Annotated in this window: 15 protein-coding genes; 1 reads left to right on the forward strand and 14 read right to left on the reverse strand. The window is 65.0% G+C overall.

Going from position 1 to position 15,240, the window contains the following annotated elements:
• The first annotated feature begins 106 nt into the window (after positions 1 to 106).
• Positions 107 to 922 (forward strand): pyruvate, water dikinase regulatory protein, encoded by an 816-nt coding sequence (locus DIE13_RS27000; RefSeq protein WP_098555793.1) that lies wholly within the window; start codon positions 107 to 109, stop codon positions 920 to 922.
• 113 nt (positions 923 to 1,035) lie between these two features.
• Here the strand turns inward: DIE13_RS27000 and DIE13_RS27005 are convergent, their stop codons facing one another.
• The 14 genes from DIE13_RS27005 to pyrH form a co-directional block, all read right to left on the reverse strand.
• A complete protein-coding gene (locus DIE13_RS27005; protein ID WP_124830132.1) occupies positions 1,036 to 1,818 on the reverse strand; it encodes an RNA methyltransferase in 783 nt (260 codons plus the stop codon).
• Between the two features lie 273 nt (positions 1,819 to 2,091).
• On the reverse strand, positions 2,092 to 2,745 hold the full coding sequence (gene rnhB / locus DIE13_RS27010; protein WP_124830133.1) for a ribonuclease HII: 654 nt from the start codon (positions 2,743 to 2,745) through the stop codon (positions 2,092 to 2,094).
• Positions 2,742 to 3,911, reverse strand: a complete 1,170-nt coding sequence (gene lpxB / locus DIE13_RS27015; protein WP_124830134.1) for a lipid-A-disaccharide synthase — start codon at positions 3,909 to 3,911, stop codon at positions 2,742 to 2,744. Before lpxB ends, rnhB begins: the two co-directional genes overlap by 4 nt.
• A 3-nt stretch (positions 3,912 to 3,914) precedes the next feature.
• The gene (gene lpxA, locus DIE13_RS27020) at positions 3,915 to 4,703 is read right to left on the reverse strand and encodes an acyl-ACP--UDP-N-acetylglucosamine O-acyltransferase (protein WP_096503345.1); all 789 of its coding nucleotides are present in this window, start codon (positions 4,701 to 4,703) and stop codon (positions 3,915 to 3,917) included.
• A gap of 58 nt (positions 4,704 to 4,761) precedes the next feature.
• Positions 4,762 to 5,229, reverse strand: coding sequence for a 3-hydroxyacyl-ACP dehydratase FabZ (gene fabZ / locus DIE13_RS27025; protein ID WP_021159112.1), 468 nt, complete (start codon positions 5,227 to 5,229; stop codon positions 4,762 to 4,764).
• 128 nt (positions 5,230 to 5,357) lie between these two features.
• On the reverse strand, positions 5,358 to 6,467 hold the full coding sequence (gene lpxD / locus DIE13_RS27030) for a UDP-3-O-(3-hydroxymyristoyl)glucosamine N-acyltransferase (protein WP_124830135.1): 1,110 nt from the start codon (positions 6,465 to 6,467) through the stop codon (positions 5,358 to 5,360).
• 16 nt (positions 6,468 to 6,483) lie between these two features.
• Positions 6,484 to 6,981: an OmpH family outer membrane protein gene (locus DIE13_RS27035; protein ID WP_175751321.1), complete on the reverse strand. Its 498-nt coding sequence runs from the start codon at positions 6,979 to 6,981 to the stop codon at positions 6,484 to 6,486.
• A 64-nt stretch (positions 6,982 to 7,045) separates the two neighbouring features.
• On the reverse strand, positions 7,046 to 9,352 hold the full coding sequence (gene bamA / locus DIE13_RS27040) for an outer membrane protein assembly factor BamA (protein ID WP_124830137.1): 2,307 nt from the start codon (positions 9,350 to 9,352) through the stop codon (positions 7,046 to 7,048).
• A 64-nt stretch (positions 9,353 to 9,416) separates the two neighbouring features.
• Positions 9,417 to 10,787, reverse strand: a complete 1,371-nt coding sequence (gene rseP, locus DIE13_RS27045; protein WP_124830138.1) for an RIP metalloprotease RseP — start codon at positions 10,785 to 10,787, stop codon at positions 9,417 to 9,419.
• Between the two features lie 11 nt (positions 10,788 to 10,798).
• Entirely contained in the window at positions 10,799 to 11,995 is a 1,197-nt protein-coding gene (locus DIE13_RS27050) for a 1-deoxy-D-xylulose-5-phosphate reductoisomerase (RefSeq protein ID WP_124830139.1), read from the reverse strand.
• A gap of 15 nt (positions 11,996 to 12,010) precedes the next feature.
• Positions 12,011 to 12,832 carry a phosphatidate cytidylyltransferase gene (locus tag DIE13_RS27055; RefSeq protein ID WP_124830140.1) on the reverse strand — a complete coding sequence of 274 codons (822 nt, stop codon included), beginning with the start codon at positions 12,830 to 12,832 and terminating at the stop codon, positions 12,011 to 12,013.
• Positions 12,826 to 13,608: a polyprenyl diphosphate synthase gene (gene uppS / locus DIE13_RS27060; protein ID WP_124830141.1), complete on the reverse strand. Its 783-nt coding sequence runs from the start codon at positions 13,606 to 13,608 to the stop codon at positions 12,826 to 12,828. Before uppS ends, DIE13_RS27055 begins: the two co-directional genes overlap by 7 nt.
• A gap of 49 nt (positions 13,609 to 13,657) precedes the next feature.
• Positions 13,658 to 14,218 (reverse strand): ribosome recycling factor, encoded by a 561-nt coding sequence (frr, locus tag DIE13_RS27065; protein WP_096503361.1) that lies wholly within the window; start codon positions 14,216 to 14,218, stop codon positions 13,658 to 13,660.
• Between the two features lie 102 nt (positions 14,219 to 14,320).
• Positions 14,321 to 15,034: a UMP kinase gene (pyrH, locus tag DIE13_RS27070; RefSeq protein WP_011885142.1), complete on the reverse strand. Its 714-nt coding sequence runs from the start codon at positions 15,032 to 15,034 to the stop codon at positions 14,321 to 14,323.
• Positions 15,035 to 15,240 lie beyond the last annotated feature (206 nt).

Genomic DNA, 15,240 nt, shown 5'->3' on the forward strand with positions numbered 1-15,240 from the left:
TATTCTACCGTGCCGGCTGCCGGATGTGGCGCGACCTTGTCACTGCGTCTGGAGGCGAACCTCCAGCCGCCCGCGCAACTGCCCTTCACGCTCGACGCCCAGATTCATGCTGCCTACCGTTTTCATCGTCTCCGACGGCACCGGGATCACTGCCGAAACCTTCGCGCATTCGATCCTCTCCCAGTTCGACCAGAAATTCCGCCTCGTGCGCGTGCCGTTCGTCGACTCGCTCGAGAAAGCCTATGCGACCGTCGAAAAGATCAACGACGCCGCCGTGCACGACGGCCGTCGCGCGATCGTCTTCACGACGCTCGTCGACAGCGAGTCGAACGACATCGTCAAGCGCTCGAACGCGCTCGTGCTGGACATGTTCCAGCGCTTCGTCGAGCCGCTCGAACAGGAACTGGAGCTCAAGTCGAGCCATGCGATGGGCCGCGGCCACCAGAACGCCGATACCGAGGAATACAAGACGCGGATCGAGGCAATCAACTTTTCGCTCGCGCACGACGACGGTCAGTCGAACCGCAACCTGTCGGAAGCCGACGTGATCCTGGTCGGCGTATCGCGCAGCGGCAAGACGCCGACGAGCCTGTATCTCGCGATGCAATACGGCGTGAAGGCGGCCAACTACCCGCTGATTCCGGAAGACTTCGAGCGCGGCAAGCTGCCGTCGGCGCTGTCGCCGTACAGCGAGAAGCTGTTCGGGCTCTCGATCGATCCGCAGCGCCTGTCGGAGATTCGCAACGAGCGCCGCCCCGGCAGCAAGTACGCGGCGCCGGAGAATTGCCGCTACGAGATCAACGAGGCCGAGGCCATGATGCGCCGCGAAGGGATCAAGTGGCTGTCGTCGACGCACAAGTCGATCGAGGAGATCGCGACGACGATCCTGCAGGAAATACGCCTCGACCGACAGTCGTACTGATCTCGCCTGCCCGCTGACGGCCGTCAGGCCGCCGCGAAAAACAAAAAGGCCGCGTCCGACGCGGCCTTTTTGTTTGTTGCCGCCTGCCCGCGGGCAGGCGGCGCGTCACGTCATCATCCGTGCCGCTGCTGTCGCACCTGCTCGAACAGACACACCGCCGCTGCCGCCGCAACGTTCAGCGACTCCATTCCGCCCGGCTGCGGAATCGTCACGCGATGCGTGGCCGCATTGCGCCAGAACGCCGACACGCCTGCGCCCTCGTTGCCGAACACCCATGCCACCGGCCCGGCCAGGTCGCAGTCGTAGATCGGCTGCGCGCCGTGCGAATCGGTCAGCGCGACCGGTACGTCGAGCCGCCCCGCGAGCGCGTCCGGCACGACATCCTCGTGGATCGACAGCAGGAAATGCGCCCCCATCCCCGAACGCAATACCTTCGACGACCACGCATACGCGGTGCCCGGCGCGCAGAACACGTGCCGCACGCCGGCCGCCGCTGCACTGCGCAGGATCGACCCGACGTTGCCGGCATCCTGCACGCCGTCGAGCACGACCGACGTGTGCGTCACGCGCTCGGGCAACGGCTGCGCGGGCCGGTCGACAAGCAACAGGAAACCGACGCCGCTGACCACGTTCGACAGTTGTCCGAACAGCGCATCGGGCAGCGTGACCACACGCTGCGCGTCGATCCGCGCGATGATCGCCTGCGCCTCGGCGTGCTCGAGCGCGCCTTCGGTCGCGACGCACAGCTCGGGCGTGGCGCCCGTATCGAGATACGCGCTCGCGAGATGGAACCCTTCGAGCAGCGCCTGGCCGCCGCGGCGCTGCTGGGACGTCGAACCCGCGAGCGTCTTCAGGCGCTTGTACAGCGGGTTGTCGCGGGAAGTAATGCTTTTCATCAGAGAGCCTGTTCCCGCTAATAACGGGCTTGCGAACGTGCGTCGCCGGTCGCAGTGCAAGAAGCAAGGAGCGCCGTCTGGCCGAGCCAAACAAGCGACACGCAACGCCGCAATGCGGCCGGCAAGACACGTTCCCGAAACTAAAAAATCCCTTTCCAGGGGCTGGCCGCCAGAACGGCCGATCGCGGCGTCATGCTCGTTGCGAATACGCCTGGCGTTCGCCGTGTCTCATTCCATGCGTCGACCCTTCTGGCGGCCAGCGCAAGCCCGCCATTAGCGGGAAGAGGCCGCCAGATCGAGCGCCGCGCGCACCGGGGCGAACGAGCGCCGATGCGCTTCGCACGGGCCATGTTCGCGCAGCGCGGCAAGGTGTTTCGCGGTGCCGTACCCGGCGTGCACGTTGAAGCCGTACACCGGGAAGCGTTCATGCAGGTCGACGAGCATCCGGTCGCGCGTGACCTTTGCGAGGATCGACGCGGCCGAGATGCTCGGCACAAGAGCGTCGCCGCTGACGATCGCCTCGGCACGCACACTCAGCGTCGGACAGCGATTGCCGTCGATCTGCGCAAGCGTCGGCAGCACCGACAGGCCCTCGACGGCCCGCTTCATCGCGAGCATCGTCGCGTGCAGGATGTTGAGCGTGTCGATTTCGTCGACGCTCGCCGACGCGACGCAATACGCACGAGAACGCGAGACGATCAGTTCGTACAATGCGTCGCGCTTCTTGGCGGACAACGCCTTCGAATCGTCGAGCCCGTCGATCGGCTGTGCGGGATCGAGAATCACCGCGGCGGCGACCACCGGCCCTGCGAGCGGACCGCGGCCGGCTTCATCGACGCCGCAGACGATCTCGTCGGGGCGGCTGAAGTCGAACCCGCCCTGTTCGTCAATCGACGCGCGGCGGCGTGATACACGGACAGTCGTCATGCGCGCCCCTTGCGTTGCTCGAGTACGCGTACGACCGCTTCGGCGGCCTTCGCGGCAGTGTTCTGCCTCAGCGACAAATGCATTTCGGTGAAGACTTCGGTCAGCGTACGGCGGTTCGCATCGTCGCGCAGCTGCGTGAGCGTTGCATCGGCGAGCGCCTCGGGCGTCGCGAAATGCTGCAGCAACTCGGGTACGACGAAGCGCCCCGCCAGGATGTTCGGCAAGCCGACATACGGCAGATAGCCCTGCCGGCGCATGATCTGCCCGGTCAGCCAGGGCACCTTGTACGAAATCACCATCGGCTTCTTCAGCAACGCGGCTTCCAGCGTGACGGTGCCGCTTTTCACGAGAATCGCGTCGGCAGCCGTCATCGCGACCTGCGAGCGGCCGTCGGTAATCGTCAGCGCGAGTTGCGGATGCGCGTCGACGAGCGGCTGCAGCAGCTCGCGTAACGCGGGCGTCGCCGCCGGCATCACGAACCGCACGCCAGGCTCGCGCTGCTGCATCAGCGCCATCGCCGCGAAGAACGTGGGACCGATCAGCCCGATCTCCGAGCGCCGGCTGCCCGGAAGCACCGCAATCACGGGGCCGTCGGTCGGCAGCCCGAGCGCGATGCGCGCGCCGTGCGTGTCGGGTTCGAGCGGAATCTCGTCGGCAAGCGGATGGCCGACGTACGTCGACGCGACGCCCGCCTTGTCGAGAAGCGCCGGTTCGAACGGGAACAAGCACAGCATGTGATCGACGGACTTCGCGATCTTCTTGATCCGGCCGCCGCGCCATGCCCAGATTGACGGGCACACGAAATGGATCGACGGGATGCCTGCGTCGCGCACCGCCTGTTCGACGTTGAAGTTGAAATCGGGTGCATCGACGCCGATGAACGCGTCCGGCCGCTCCGCGAGCAGCTGGCGCTTCAGTTCACCGCGAATCCGCAGGATCTCGGGGATCTGGCCCAGTGCCTCGACGTAACCGCGCACCGTCAGCTTGTCCATCTGCCAGTGCGAGTCGAAGCCATGCGCGAGCATCCGCTGCCCGCCGATCCCGTAATACTGGGTCGACGCGGGCAGACGCTCGTGAAGTCCGCCGAGCAGCGAGGCCGCGAGCAGGTCGCCCGACGGCTCGCCGGCCACCATCGCAAGCCGGATCTGATTGGTCGGGAGCGACATCGCTTAGCGGATGATGCCGCGCTGCGACGCGTCGACGAACTCGACGAGCGCCGTGACTGCCGCGTCGCCTTCGCCGCCTGCCGTCGCCAGTTCGCGCAACTGTACCTTCGCTTCCTCGAGCGACAGGCCGCTCTTGTACAGCACGCGGTATGCGCTGCGCAGCGCCGAGATCGCGTCGGGTGAGAAACCTCGCCGGCGCAGGCCTTCGACGTTGATGCCGTGCGGCTCGGCCTTGTTGCCTGCCGCGATCACGAACGGCGGCACGTCCTGTACGAGTGCCGATGCGCCACCCAGCATCGAGTGCGCACCGATGCGCACGAACTGATGAACGCCCGACATCCCGCCGACGATCGCCCAGTCGCCGATCTCGACGTGACCGGCCATCTGCGCATTGCTCGACAGGATCACGTTGTTGCCGACGCGGCAGTCATGACCGATGTGCACATAGGCCATGATCCAGTTGTCGTCGCCGAGCGTCGTCACACCGACATCCTGCACGGTACCCGTGTGGATCGTCGTGAATTCGCGGATCGTGTTGCGGTTGCCGATCTCGAGCCGGGTCGGCTCGTCCTTGTACTTCATGTCCTGCGGACGGCCACCGACCGACGCGTAGTGGCCGATGCGGTTGTCCTCGCCGAGCGTCGTGTGACCTTCGATCACGCTGTGCGAGCCGATCGTCGTACGCGCGCCGATCGTGACGTTCGGACCGACGATCGCGTACGGGCCGATCTCGACCGATTCGTCGATCTGCGCGCCCGGTTCGACGATCGCGGTGGGATGAATCCTGGTCATGCGCCGTTGCCTCTCGATATGATGTGTCGCGTTGCGTTGCCTGTCCGTGCCGCGTCGCTCAGGGCGCCACGTCGGTCGTCTTGACCGTGCACATCAGTTCGGCTTCCGCCGCCACCTTGCCGTCCACTTCCGCCACCGCCTTGAACTTCCAGATGCCGCGAATGTAGCGTTCGAACGTCACGTTCAGAATCAGTTGGTCGCCCGGCTCGACCGGTCGCTTGAAGCGCGCGCCGTCGATACCGACGAAGTAGTACAGCGTGTTCTCCGGGTCCTTCGGCTGCTCTTCCGAGAAAGTCAGCAGCGCGGCGGCCTGCGCCAGCGCCTCGAGGATCAGCACGCCCGGCATCACGGGCCGCTTCGGGAAATGCCCCTGGAAGAACGGTTCGTTGATCGACACGTTCTTCAGCGCTTTGATCCCTTTGTGCGGTTCAAGTTCGAGCACGCGATCGACGAGCAGAATCGGATAGCGGTGCGGCAGCAGCGTGAGGATCTTGTGGATGTCGAGATTGATTTTTTCAGTGCTCATGATGGTTCGTCTCACGCAGGTGCTGCGCGGTGGTGATGCAAAGGCTGAAGCGGGCCGCCACGCGGCCCAGTCTGGCAAACCGGGCCGGATGCGCTGGCCGTGCCCGGTTCGTGGACTCGCATGATGGGTCAGGCGTCCGTGCCGCCCTGGGCGGCAAGCGCGGTTTCAAGCGCCTTGATGCGGTCGCGCAGCTTGTCGAGGTTGCGCACGAGCGCGGCGCTCCGGTTCCATTCGCCGTGGTCGACGGCCGGGAACGCGCTCGTATAGATGCCAGCCTTCGGCAGCGACTTCGACACGCCCGACTTCGCGGTGACGATGACATAGTCGCCGAGCGTCACGTGGCCGGCGATACCTGCCGCCCCACCGATCATGCAGTGGCGGCCGATCGTCGTGCTGCCCGCGATGCCCGCGCTGCCGGCGATCACCGTATAGGCGCCGATCCGACAGTTGTGGCCGATCTGGACCTGATTGTCGATCTTCACGCATTCCTCGATGACGGTGTCCGCCATCGCGCCGCGATCGATCGTCGTGTTCGCGCCGATCTCGACGTCCGGGCCGACCGACACGCCGCCGACCTGCGGGATCTTGACCCAGCTGCCGGTGCGCGCGTCGCCGTCACCGACGAAATCCGGCGCGAAACCGAACCCGTCGGAGCCGATCACGGCGCCCGAATGGATGATCGCACGCGGGCCGATCTTGCAGCCGTGGTAGACCGAGGCATTCGGATACAGGTGAGAATTCGCACCGATCGTCGTGTCGCGGCCGACAAATACGTTCGCGTCGAGTTGCACGCCGTCCTCGATCACCGCACCGGCTTCGACCGTCACGTGCGGGCCGATCACCGCGCTCGCGGCGACCTTTGCGGCCGGATCGATCGTTGCGCTCGGATGCACGCCGGCCGCGCGCTGCGGCGTGGCGAGATCGATGAACATCTGCGCGACGCGTGCGAAGTACGCGTACGGATTCGGCGTCACGATGAAATTGCGGGGGCCGGCTTCCCGGGGGCCGGCCTCCCGGGGGCCGGCAGCCGCGCGCAGCTTTTCGAGATCCTTCGGCGCGATCAGCACCGCGCCGGCGCGGGTTGCTTCAACCTGCGACAGGTACTTCGGATTCGCGAGAAACGCGAGTTGCTGAGGGCCTGCCTGGTCGAGCGGCGCGAGGCTGCTCACCTTGCACTGGGCGTCGCCGGCGATCTCGCCGCCGAACCGCTTTACGAGTTCCTCGAGCGTCAATGCCATTCGTCGTCTGCTCCGTTCAGTTCGTCGAGCCGGACGCGAGCGCCTTGAGCACCTTGTCGGTGATGTCGATGCGCGGGCTGACGTACACGGCTTCCTGCACGATCAGGTCGTAATTCTGCTGCTCGGCGATCTGCTTGATGACCCTGTTCGCGCGCTCCAGCACGGCAGCAAGTTCCTCGTTGCGGCGCTGGTTCAGGTCTTCGCGAAACTCGCGCTGCTTGCGCTGGAAGTCGGTATCGAGCTGCGCGAGATCGCGCTGCTTCTGCGCGCGATCGGTCGGCGACAGCGACGCGCCGTTCTTGTCCAGCGAATCGGACATCGACTTCAGGCGGGCCGCCATGTCCTGCAGATCCTTGTCACGCTTCGCGAACTCGGCTTCGAGCTTCGTCTGCGCCGCCTTGGCGGGCGCGGACTCGCGCAGGATCCGATCCGAATTGACCGCCGCGATGCGGGCGACGTCCTGAGCGTGTGCTGTCGCCGCGCCCAAGGCCAGCGCAACGGTCAGCGCACACATCACTCGTTTCGAAAACTTACCGGTTAGCAAAATTACCCTCTCGTTGCTGTTGTCATGCGTTCGATCAGAACGCCGTCCCGATCTGGAACTGGAATTTCTGGTACTGGTCGCCTTCGTGCTTCTGCAGCGGGAAACCGAGGCTCAGCTTGAGCGGGCCGATCGGCGAAATCCACGCCAGACCGACACCGTAGCCGTAACGCAGACCGTTCGCACCCGTACTCGTGCCGCCCGGCGCGTTGCCCCACACGTTACCGCCGTCGAAGAACGTGAACACGCGCAGCGTGCGGTCGTAACCGGTGCCCGGCAGCGGGAACGTCAGTTCGACGTTACCCACGACCATCTTCGAACCGCCGATCGGGTCGTTGGTCGTCGTGTCGCGCGGGCCCAGCGAGCTCGGCTCGTAGCCACGCACGGAGCCGATACCGCCCGCGTAGTAGTTCTTGAAGATCGGGTACGAGTTGCCGATACCGTTACCGTAACCGCCTTGCAGGTTCATGCCCAGGATGAAGCCACGCGAGAACGAATAGTAGTACTGCGCCTGCAGGTCGGCCTTGTAGTACTGGATCTTGCCGATCGGCGCACCGTACTCGACGTTCGCCTGCGTGAAGTAGCCGCGGCTCGGAATCAGCGCGCTGTCACGCGCGTCGCGCGACCACGCCACCGTCAGCGGTGCGGTGTTCGACACGCGGCCGAACTCGTTCACGTAATCCTTGTAGCTCTGCGGCGTTGCCGAATCGACGTCGAGACGGTTCTGCTCGAGACCGACGCCAAAATACACGGTGTCGACTTCCGAGAACGGAATGCCGAACTTCAGGTCGCCGCCCGCGCTGATGATCCGGAAACTCGAGCTCGTCGAATAGTAGAGCGGCTGGTACGTGCGGTAGTAGACGTCCGTGATCCGCTTGATGCCGTCGACCGTGAAATACGGATCGACCTGCGTGACGGTCAGCGTACGGTAGCTGCGTGCGGTGTTGACGTTCACCGACAGGCTCGTGCCCGAACCGAACACGTTGTCCTGCGACACGCCAGCCGACAGCACGACCTTGTCCGTCGACGAGAAACCTGCGCCCAGCGTAATCGCGCCGGTCGGCTTTTCGTCGACCTTCACGTTCACGTCGACCTGGTCGTTCGTGCCTTCGACCGGCACCGTCGTCACGTCGACGTTGGTGAAGTAGCCGAGACGGTTCACGCGGTCCTTCGACAGCGCGAGGCGATTCGAATCGAACCACGAGCTTTCGAGCTGGCGCATTTCGCGGCGCACCACCTCGTCACGCGTACGCGTGTTGCCGACGACGTTGATGCGGCGCACGTACACGCGGCGGCTCGGATCGACGACGAGGTTCAGGTTCACCTTGTGGTTCGCCTGGTCGATGTCCGGCTGTGCATTGACGGTCGCGAATGCGTAACCGTATTCGCCCAGCTTGTCGACGATCGCCTTGGTCGTCTGCTGCAGCTTTTCAGCCGAGAAGCGATCGCCCGGCTTGATCTTGATCAGCTTGTTCAGTTCGGCTTCGCGATCGAGCAGGTTGCCCGACAGCTTGATGCCCGACACGGTGTACGGCTCGCCTTCGTGCAGCGTGACCGTCAGGTACATGTCCTTCTTGTCGGGCGAAATCGACACCTGGGTCGACTCGATGTTGAACTCGAGGTAGCCGCGGTTCAGGTAGTACGAGCGCACGGCCTCGAGGTCGCCCGTCAGCTTTTCCTTCGAGTACAGGTCGTTCTTCGTGTACCAGGAGAACCAGTTCGGCGTCGACAGCTGCATTTCGTCGCGCAGCGTGCCGGTGCTGAATGCCTTGTTGCCGATGAAGTTGATCTGGCGGATCTTCGCGCTCGGGCCTTCGGCGACCGCGAACAGGATCGACACGCGATTCGCGTCGACCGGCGTGATCGTCGTCTTGACCTCGGCCGCGTAGAAGCCGCGCGTCAGGTACTGACGCTTGAGCTCCTGTTCCGCCTTGTCGACGAGCGCCTTGTCGTAATAACGACCGTCGGCCAGACCGACCGCGCGCAGCGCCTTCGTCAGGTTGTCCTTGTCGAATTCCTTCGTGCCGGTGAAGTCGATCGACGCGATGGCCGGACGCTCCTGCACCTGCACGATCACGACGTTGCCTTGCGTGGCGATGCGCACGTCGTTGAAAAAGCCCGTCGCGTACAGCGCGCGAATTGCTTCGGATGCCTTGTCGTCGGTGAAGGTATCGCCCTGCTTGATCGGCAGGTAGGCAAACACCGAGCCCGCTTCGACGCGCTGCAACCCCTCGATCTTGATGTCTTGCACCACGAACGGTGCCGCTGCATGCGCCACGAGGCCGTGAGCGGCGAGCGCGGCCGCTGCAACTGTCTTAGGTACAAAGCGATGAGGTTTGAACAACGTGCATCCCCAATATTTAGCTGCATCAAATCAGGCGGCTGCCCAGCGGCGGCCGCCTGACGCTTCAGAAATGGATTAACCGAGCCAGGTCGTTGAACAGCGCGATCGCCGACAACGCGACGATGCAGATCAACCCGGCTCTTTGCAGAATCAGCTGCCAGCGCTCCGAGATGGCTTTCCCGGTCGCGGCTTCAACCAGATAATATAACAGATGCCCCCCGTCCAAAACGGGAATCGGCAGCAAGTTAAGTACGCCGAGGCTAATGCTGACAAGGGCGAGGAACGACAGGAAGGCCGACGGACCGAGTCGCGCGCTCTTGCCCGCGTAGTCGGCAATCGTCACCGGGCCGGACAGGTTCTTCAGCGATGCGTTACCCGTGATCATCCGCCCGAACATCTTCAGCGAATAGACGGAGATGTCCCACGTGCGCCGCGCGCCGAGCTGCAGGCTTTCGATCGGCCCGTAGCGCACGTCGACCGACGGCGTGTGCATCGACAGCGCCGCGCCGATGCGGCCGATCTCCTGCCCTGTGTCGTCGTCGCGCTGCGCCTGCGGCACGACCGACACGGTCTGCGTGGCGCCGCCACGCTCGATCTGCAGTTCGACCGCCTTGCCCGCATGGTGCTTCACCGTGTCGATGAAGCGCGATGCGCCGCCGATGGGCGCCCCGTCGAGCGCGAGCAGCGTGTCGCCGGCCTTCAGGCCCGCCTGCTCGGCCGCGCTGCCGGGCTGCACCGACGCCACCGACAACGTGCCGCCGCCGGTCTCGAAGCCCAGGTGCGTCATGAAATCGTCGTCGAGCTGGCTTTCGGAGACGTTACGCAGATCGACGCGGAAGTCGAACGTCGAGCCTCCGTCGCGCGCGCCGAGCACGATCTCGCGATGATCGAATGCGGCGGACAGCAGCTTCCAGCGCAGGTCCGACCACGATCGCACGGGCTCGGACTCGCTGCCGTGCTCGTCGCGGATCGATACGATCGTCTCGCCGCCGTCGAAGCCCGCGCGCGCCGCGACCGTGCCGGTAGCCGGCGGTGCGAGCACCGCGACCGGCTCGGTCACGCCGGTTGCGAATACGGCGGAAAACAGCACGATTGCCAGCAGGAAGTTCGCGATCGGGCCTGCGGCGACGATCGCGATGCGCTTGAATACCGATTGCCGATTGAACGCCTGGTCGAGCTCTTCGGGCTTGACGTCCGGCCCGGGCTCGCGCTCGTCCAGCATCTTCACGTAACCGCCGAGCGGCAATGCGGAGAGTGTCCATTCGGTGCCGGTCTTGCGGCTGACCCAACGGGCAACGGGCTGGCCGAAACCGATCGAGAAACGCAGCACCTTCACGCCGCACCAGCGCGCGACGCGATAATGTCCGTACTCATGCACGACGACCAGCACCCCGATCGCCACCGCAAACGCGATCAGTTCGACCAGCACGTTCATGAGCACCTCATTCAGACAGTACGCTCCACGCGGGGCGCAGGCGCTTTGGCAATGATTTCGGCGGCGAGGCGGCGTGCCTCGGCATCCGCCGCAAGGACGTCGTCGAGCCCGTTCGGGTTGCGGTTCGGCAGCGCGTTGAGCACGGCGTCGACCGTCGCCGCAATCGCCATGAAGCCGATCCGGCGCTCGAGAAACGCTTCGACCGCGATTTCGTTCGCCGCGTTCAGTGCGGCGCTCGCGATGCCACCCTCTTCAAGCGCTTTCAGCGCGAGCGCGAGGCACGGGAAACGCGTGTAGTCGGGCTTTTCGAACGACAACTGCGCAATCTGCGCGAGGTCGAGCTGCTCGACGCCCGCGTCGACGCGCTCCGGGAACGCGAGCGCGTGCGCAATCGGCGTACGCATGTCGGGGTTGCCGAGCTGCGCGAGCACCGAACCGTCGCGGTACGACACCAGCGAATGGATCACGCTTTGCGGATGGATCAGCACCTCGATCCGGTCGCCCGGCAGACCGAAGATCCAGTGCGCCTCGATCACTTCGAGACCCTTGTTCATCATCGTCGCAGAATCGACCGAAATCTTGCGGCCCATCACCCAGTTCGGATGCTTGCAGGCTTCGTCCGGCGTCACGTCGACGAGCGTGGCCGGCTCGCGCGTGCGGAACGGGCCGCCCGACGCGGTCAGGATGATCTTCGAAATCCCGCCGTGCTCGTTCGCGTCACGCGGCATGCACTGGAAGATCGCGTTGTGTTCACTGTCGACCGGCAGCAGGATCGCACCATGGTCGCGCACCGCGTCCATGAAGATCCCGCCCGACATCACGAGCGACTCCTTGTTCGCGAGCAGGATGCGCTTGCCGGCGCGCGCGGCCGCGAGGCTCGGCGCGAGGCCGGCCGCGCCGACAATCGCCGCGACGACCGTGTCGCAACCGTCGCTCTTCGACACGTCGACGAGCGCCTGCGGCCCATACAGCACCGTGGTCTTGCTGCCCGCCGCGCGCAGTTTCGCCTCGACGTGCGCGGCCGTTGCCGCATCGCCGACCACCGCGACTTCGGGTGCGAAGCGCAGGCACTGCTCGACGAGCTTGTCGCCGTTGCGGTGCGCGGTCAACGCGTAGACCGAGAAACGCTCCGGATGACGGGCGACCACGTCGAGCGTGCTGTCTCCGATCGAGCCCGTGGAACCGAGCAGTGTCAGACGTTTTTGCATAACAGAAATAGTGGTTTAACCAAGCAGCAGCATCGCAAGCGGCAGCACCGGCAGCAGCGCATCGACGCGGTCGAGCACGCCGCCGTGACCGGGCAGCAGTCCGCTCGAATCCTTCACGCCCGCCTGACGCTTGAGCAGCGACTCGAACAGGTCGCCGATCACGCTGTAGACGACCAGCAGCGTCAGCGCGGCCCACGCACCGGGCATCCCGTAGCGTGCGGCAAATGCGGAAAACAGGGTCGGCTCGAACCAGTGCGCGGCCATCGCGACACCGGCTACGGCCATCACGGCAAGCCAGCCGCCGATCGCGCCTTCCCAGCTCTTTCCGGGACTGATCGTGATCGCCAGCTTACGCTTTCCGAAGGCCTTGCCCGCGAAGTATGCGCCGATATCGGCCAGCCAGACGACCAGAAGCAACGACAACACGAACGGAACGCCCTGCGCACGCGCCGCAACGAGCGCGTGCCAGCAGGCCGCGAAGACCAACAGCCCGGCTGCGAGCAGGAACGGCCGCCATATGCCGGCCGCGAGCGTCGGCTTGCGCCGCAACGCAAACGGACCGACCAGCAGCCAGAACACGCCGGCTGCCATGAAAAGGGGGCGGGATGATGCCGCATCGACGCCGAGCGGCACGGTCGCCGCGAGCGTCAGCGCCGCGACGACTGCATAGACGACGGAACCGGCGCCGCCCAGCTTCAGCAGGCGCGCCCATTCCCACGCGGCGAACACGAGCACGACGCCGATCAGCACGCCGAACGCCGTGAGCGGCGCGAACAGCGTCACCGGCAGCAGCACTGCCAGCATGACGATCGCCGTGATCACACGGGTTTTCAGCATGAAAGGGAGTCGGCGTTCTGCGATTGCGGTTCGAGTTGCGCGCTGGTGCGCCCGAAACGGCGCTCGCGCTCGGTATACGACGCGATCGCGTCGGCCAGCGCCGCGCCGTCGAAGTCCGGCCAGTATTTGTCGGTGAAATAGAATTCCGCGTACGCGAGCTGCCACAGCAGGAAATTGCTGACGCGCTGTTCGCCGCCGGTACGGATGAAGAGATCGGGCTCCGGCGCGTAGGCCATCGCCAAATGCGGCGCGAACGCGGCTTCGGTCACGTCGACCTCGCGCCCCTCGCGCACGGACTGCTCGATGAGTTTCTTCGTCGCCTGCAGGATGTCCCAGCGGCCGCCGTAGTTTGCGGCGATCGTCAGGGTCAGGCGGGTGTTGCGCGCCGTCTTGGTTTCAGCGCGGCGGATCAGTTCGCGGATGCGCGGCTCGAAGCGATCGAGGTCGCCCACGACGCGCAGGCGGATCCCGTTTGCGTGCAGCTTGCCGACTTCGCGCTCTAGCGCGGTAATGAACAGCCGCATCAGGAACGATACTTCTTCGTTCGGACGCCGCCAGTTTTCAGAACTGAACGCGAACAGCGTCAGGTATTCGACGCCGGCGCGCGCGCAGCCTTCGACCACCGCCCGCACGGCATCCACGCCGCGGGTGTGCCCCGCGACGCGCGGCAAGCGGCGTTCGGTCGCCCAACGGCCGTTGCCGTCCATGATGATCGCGATGTGACGCGGCACGGCGCCGACGTCAGGCACGCGAACGGTAGAGCTGGTATAAGTCATGGCCGTTGAGACAGTAATGCGGGAAGAAGGCGGCGCGCGAGGACGGTCGTCAGACCGTCATGATCTCGGCTTCCTTGCTCTGCACGAGCTTGTCGACTTCGGTGACGTGCTTGTCCGTCAGCTTCTGCACGTCGTCGCTCGCACGGCGCTCGTCGTCTTCCGAGATTTCCTTGTCCTTCACGAGCTTCTTGAGCGCTTCGTTCGCGTCGCGGCGCAGGTTGCGGATCGCGACCTTGGCCGTTTCGCCTTCGCCCTTTACCACCTTGGTCAGCTCGCGGCGGCGCTCTTCCGTCAGCGCGGGCATCGGCACGCGGATCAGGTCGCCGGACGTTGCAGGGTTCAGGCCGAGATCGGCTTCGCGGATGGCCTTCTCGACCTTCGCGACCATGTTCTTTTCCCACGGCTGCACGCCGATGGTACGTGCATCGACGAGCGTCAGGTTCGCGACCTGCGAGATCGGCACCATCGAGCCGTAGTAGTCGACCTGCACGTGATCGAGCAGACCGGTATGCGCACGGCCCGTGCGGATCTTCGCCAGATCGTTCTTGAACGCTTCGATCGAGCGCTGCATCTTCTGCTCTACGCCCTTCTTGACATCAGCGACACTCATTTCAACCTCCGAACCTTCAAACCTTCAAAGAACGCGGGCCCCGCCCGGCGCGCTTCGCACCACGGCCGACGACCCACGCCGCTTGCCCGCATCCGCGGGAGTTTACACGTGGACGAGCGTACCTTCGTCCTCGCCCAGCACGATGCGCTTGAGCGCGCCCGGCTTGTTGATCGAAAACACGCGAATCGGCAGCTTTTGGTCGCGGCACAGCGCGAAGGCCGTCGCGTCCATCACCTGCAGATTGCGGCTGATCGCCTCGTCGAAGCTGATCGTCGTGTAACGCGTGGCCGACGGATCCTTCTTCGGATCGGCAGAATATACGCCATCGACCTTGGTCGCTTTCAGCACGACCTCGGCGCCCACTTCCGAACCGCGCAGCGCAGCGGCCGTGTCCGTCGTGAAGAACGGGTTGCCCGTGCCGGCCGCGAAGATCACGACCTTGCCTTCCTCGAGCTGGCGGATAGCGCGGGGCCGGATATACGGCTCGACGACCTGATCCATGCGCAGCGCGGACTGCACGCGCGCGACGATACCGGCGTGGCGCATTGCGTCCTGCAGCGCCAGCGCGTTCATCATCGTCGCCAGCATCCCCATGTAGTCGGCCGTTGCGCGGTCCATGCCCGCCGCCCCGCCCGCGACGCCGCGGAAAATGTTGCCGCCGCCGATCACGACCGCGAGCTGCGTGCCGAGACCCACGACTTCGGCGATATCCGCCACCATCCGCTCGATCGTCGCGCGATTGATGCCGAAGGCATCGTCGCCCATCAGCGCTTCGCCGGAGAGTTTGAGGAGGACGCGTTTATAGGCATTGGACATAGGGGCTTCCGAGCGACGAGAGGATGACAACCACGAACTGTAGGGGCGAAATACTGATTCGGGCAAGCGCCGACGGTCGGACCGGGGTTCCCGGCCGGCCGGCGGCGCCGCCGGCAGCATATGATCGGACGCAAGACGAGAAAACTCAATAACTGCTTACAGATGATTTTCTGCTTCAAAATTAGCGAACACAAAAGCTACGACGT

The sequence above is a fragment of the Burkholderia sp. Bp9016 genome, assembly GCF_003857765.1.
In the GTDB taxonomy this organism is placed as follows: Bacteria; Pseudomonadota; Gammaproteobacteria; order Burkholderiales; family Burkholderiaceae; genus Burkholderia.

What these genes read in the sequence shown, in the direction of transcription:
- DIE13_RS27000 (WP_098555793.1), top strand. Translation starts at nt 107, where the DNA reads ATGCTGCCTACCGTTTTCATCGTCTCCGACGGCACCGGGATCACTGCC.
- DIE13_RS27005 (WP_124830132.1), bottom strand. Translation starts at nt 1,818, where the DNA reads ATGAAAAGCATTACTTCCCGCGACAACCCGCTGTACAAGCGCCTGAAG.
- rnhB (WP_124830133.1), bottom strand. Translation starts at nt 2,745, where the DNA reads ATGACGACTGTCCGTGTATCACGCCGCCGCGCGTCGATTGACGAACAG.
- lpxB (WP_124830134.1), bottom strand. Translation starts at nt 3,911, where the DNA reads ATGTCGCTCCCGACCAATCAGATCCGGCTTGCGATGGTGGCCGGCGAG.
- lpxA (WP_096503345.1), bottom strand. Translation starts at nt 4,703, where the DNA reads ATGACCAGGATTCATCCCACCGCGATCGTCGAACCGGGCGCGCAGATC.
- fabZ (WP_021159112.1), bottom strand. Translation starts at nt 5,229, where the DNA reads ATGAGCACTGAAAAAATCAATCTCGACATCCACAAGATCCTCACGCTG.
- lpxD (WP_124830135.1), bottom strand. Translation starts at nt 6,467, where the DNA reads ATGGCATTGACGCTCGAGGAACTCGTAAAGCGGTTCGGCGGCGAGATC.
- DIE13_RS27035 (WP_175751321.1), bottom strand. Translation starts at nt 6,981, where the DNA reads ATGTGTGCGCTGACCGTTGCGCTGGCCTTGGGCGCGGCGACAGCACAC.
- rseP (WP_124830138.1), bottom strand. Translation starts at nt 10,787, where the DNA reads ATGAACGTGCTGGTCGAACTGATCGCGTTTGCGGTGGCGATCGGGGTG.
- DIE13_RS27050 (WP_124830139.1), bottom strand. Translation starts at nt 11,995, where the DNA reads ATGCAAAAACGTCTGACACTGCTCGGTTCCACGGGCTCGATCGGAGAC.
- DIE13_RS27055 (WP_124830140.1), bottom strand. Translation starts at nt 12,832, where the DNA reads ATGCTGAAAACCCGTGTGATCACGGCGATCGTCATGCTGGCAGTGCTG.
- uppS (WP_124830141.1), bottom strand. Translation starts at nt 13,608, where the DNA reads ATGACTTATACCAGCTCTACCGTTCGCGTGCCTGACGTCGGCGCCGTG.
- frr (WP_096503361.1), bottom strand. Translation starts at nt 14,218, where the DNA reads ATGAGTGTCGCTGATGTCAAGAAGGGCGTAGAGCAGAAGATGCAGCGC.
- pyrH (WP_011885142.1), bottom strand. Translation starts at nt 15,034, where the DNA reads ATGTCCAATGCCTATAAACGCGTCCTCCTCAAACTCTCCGGCGAAGCG.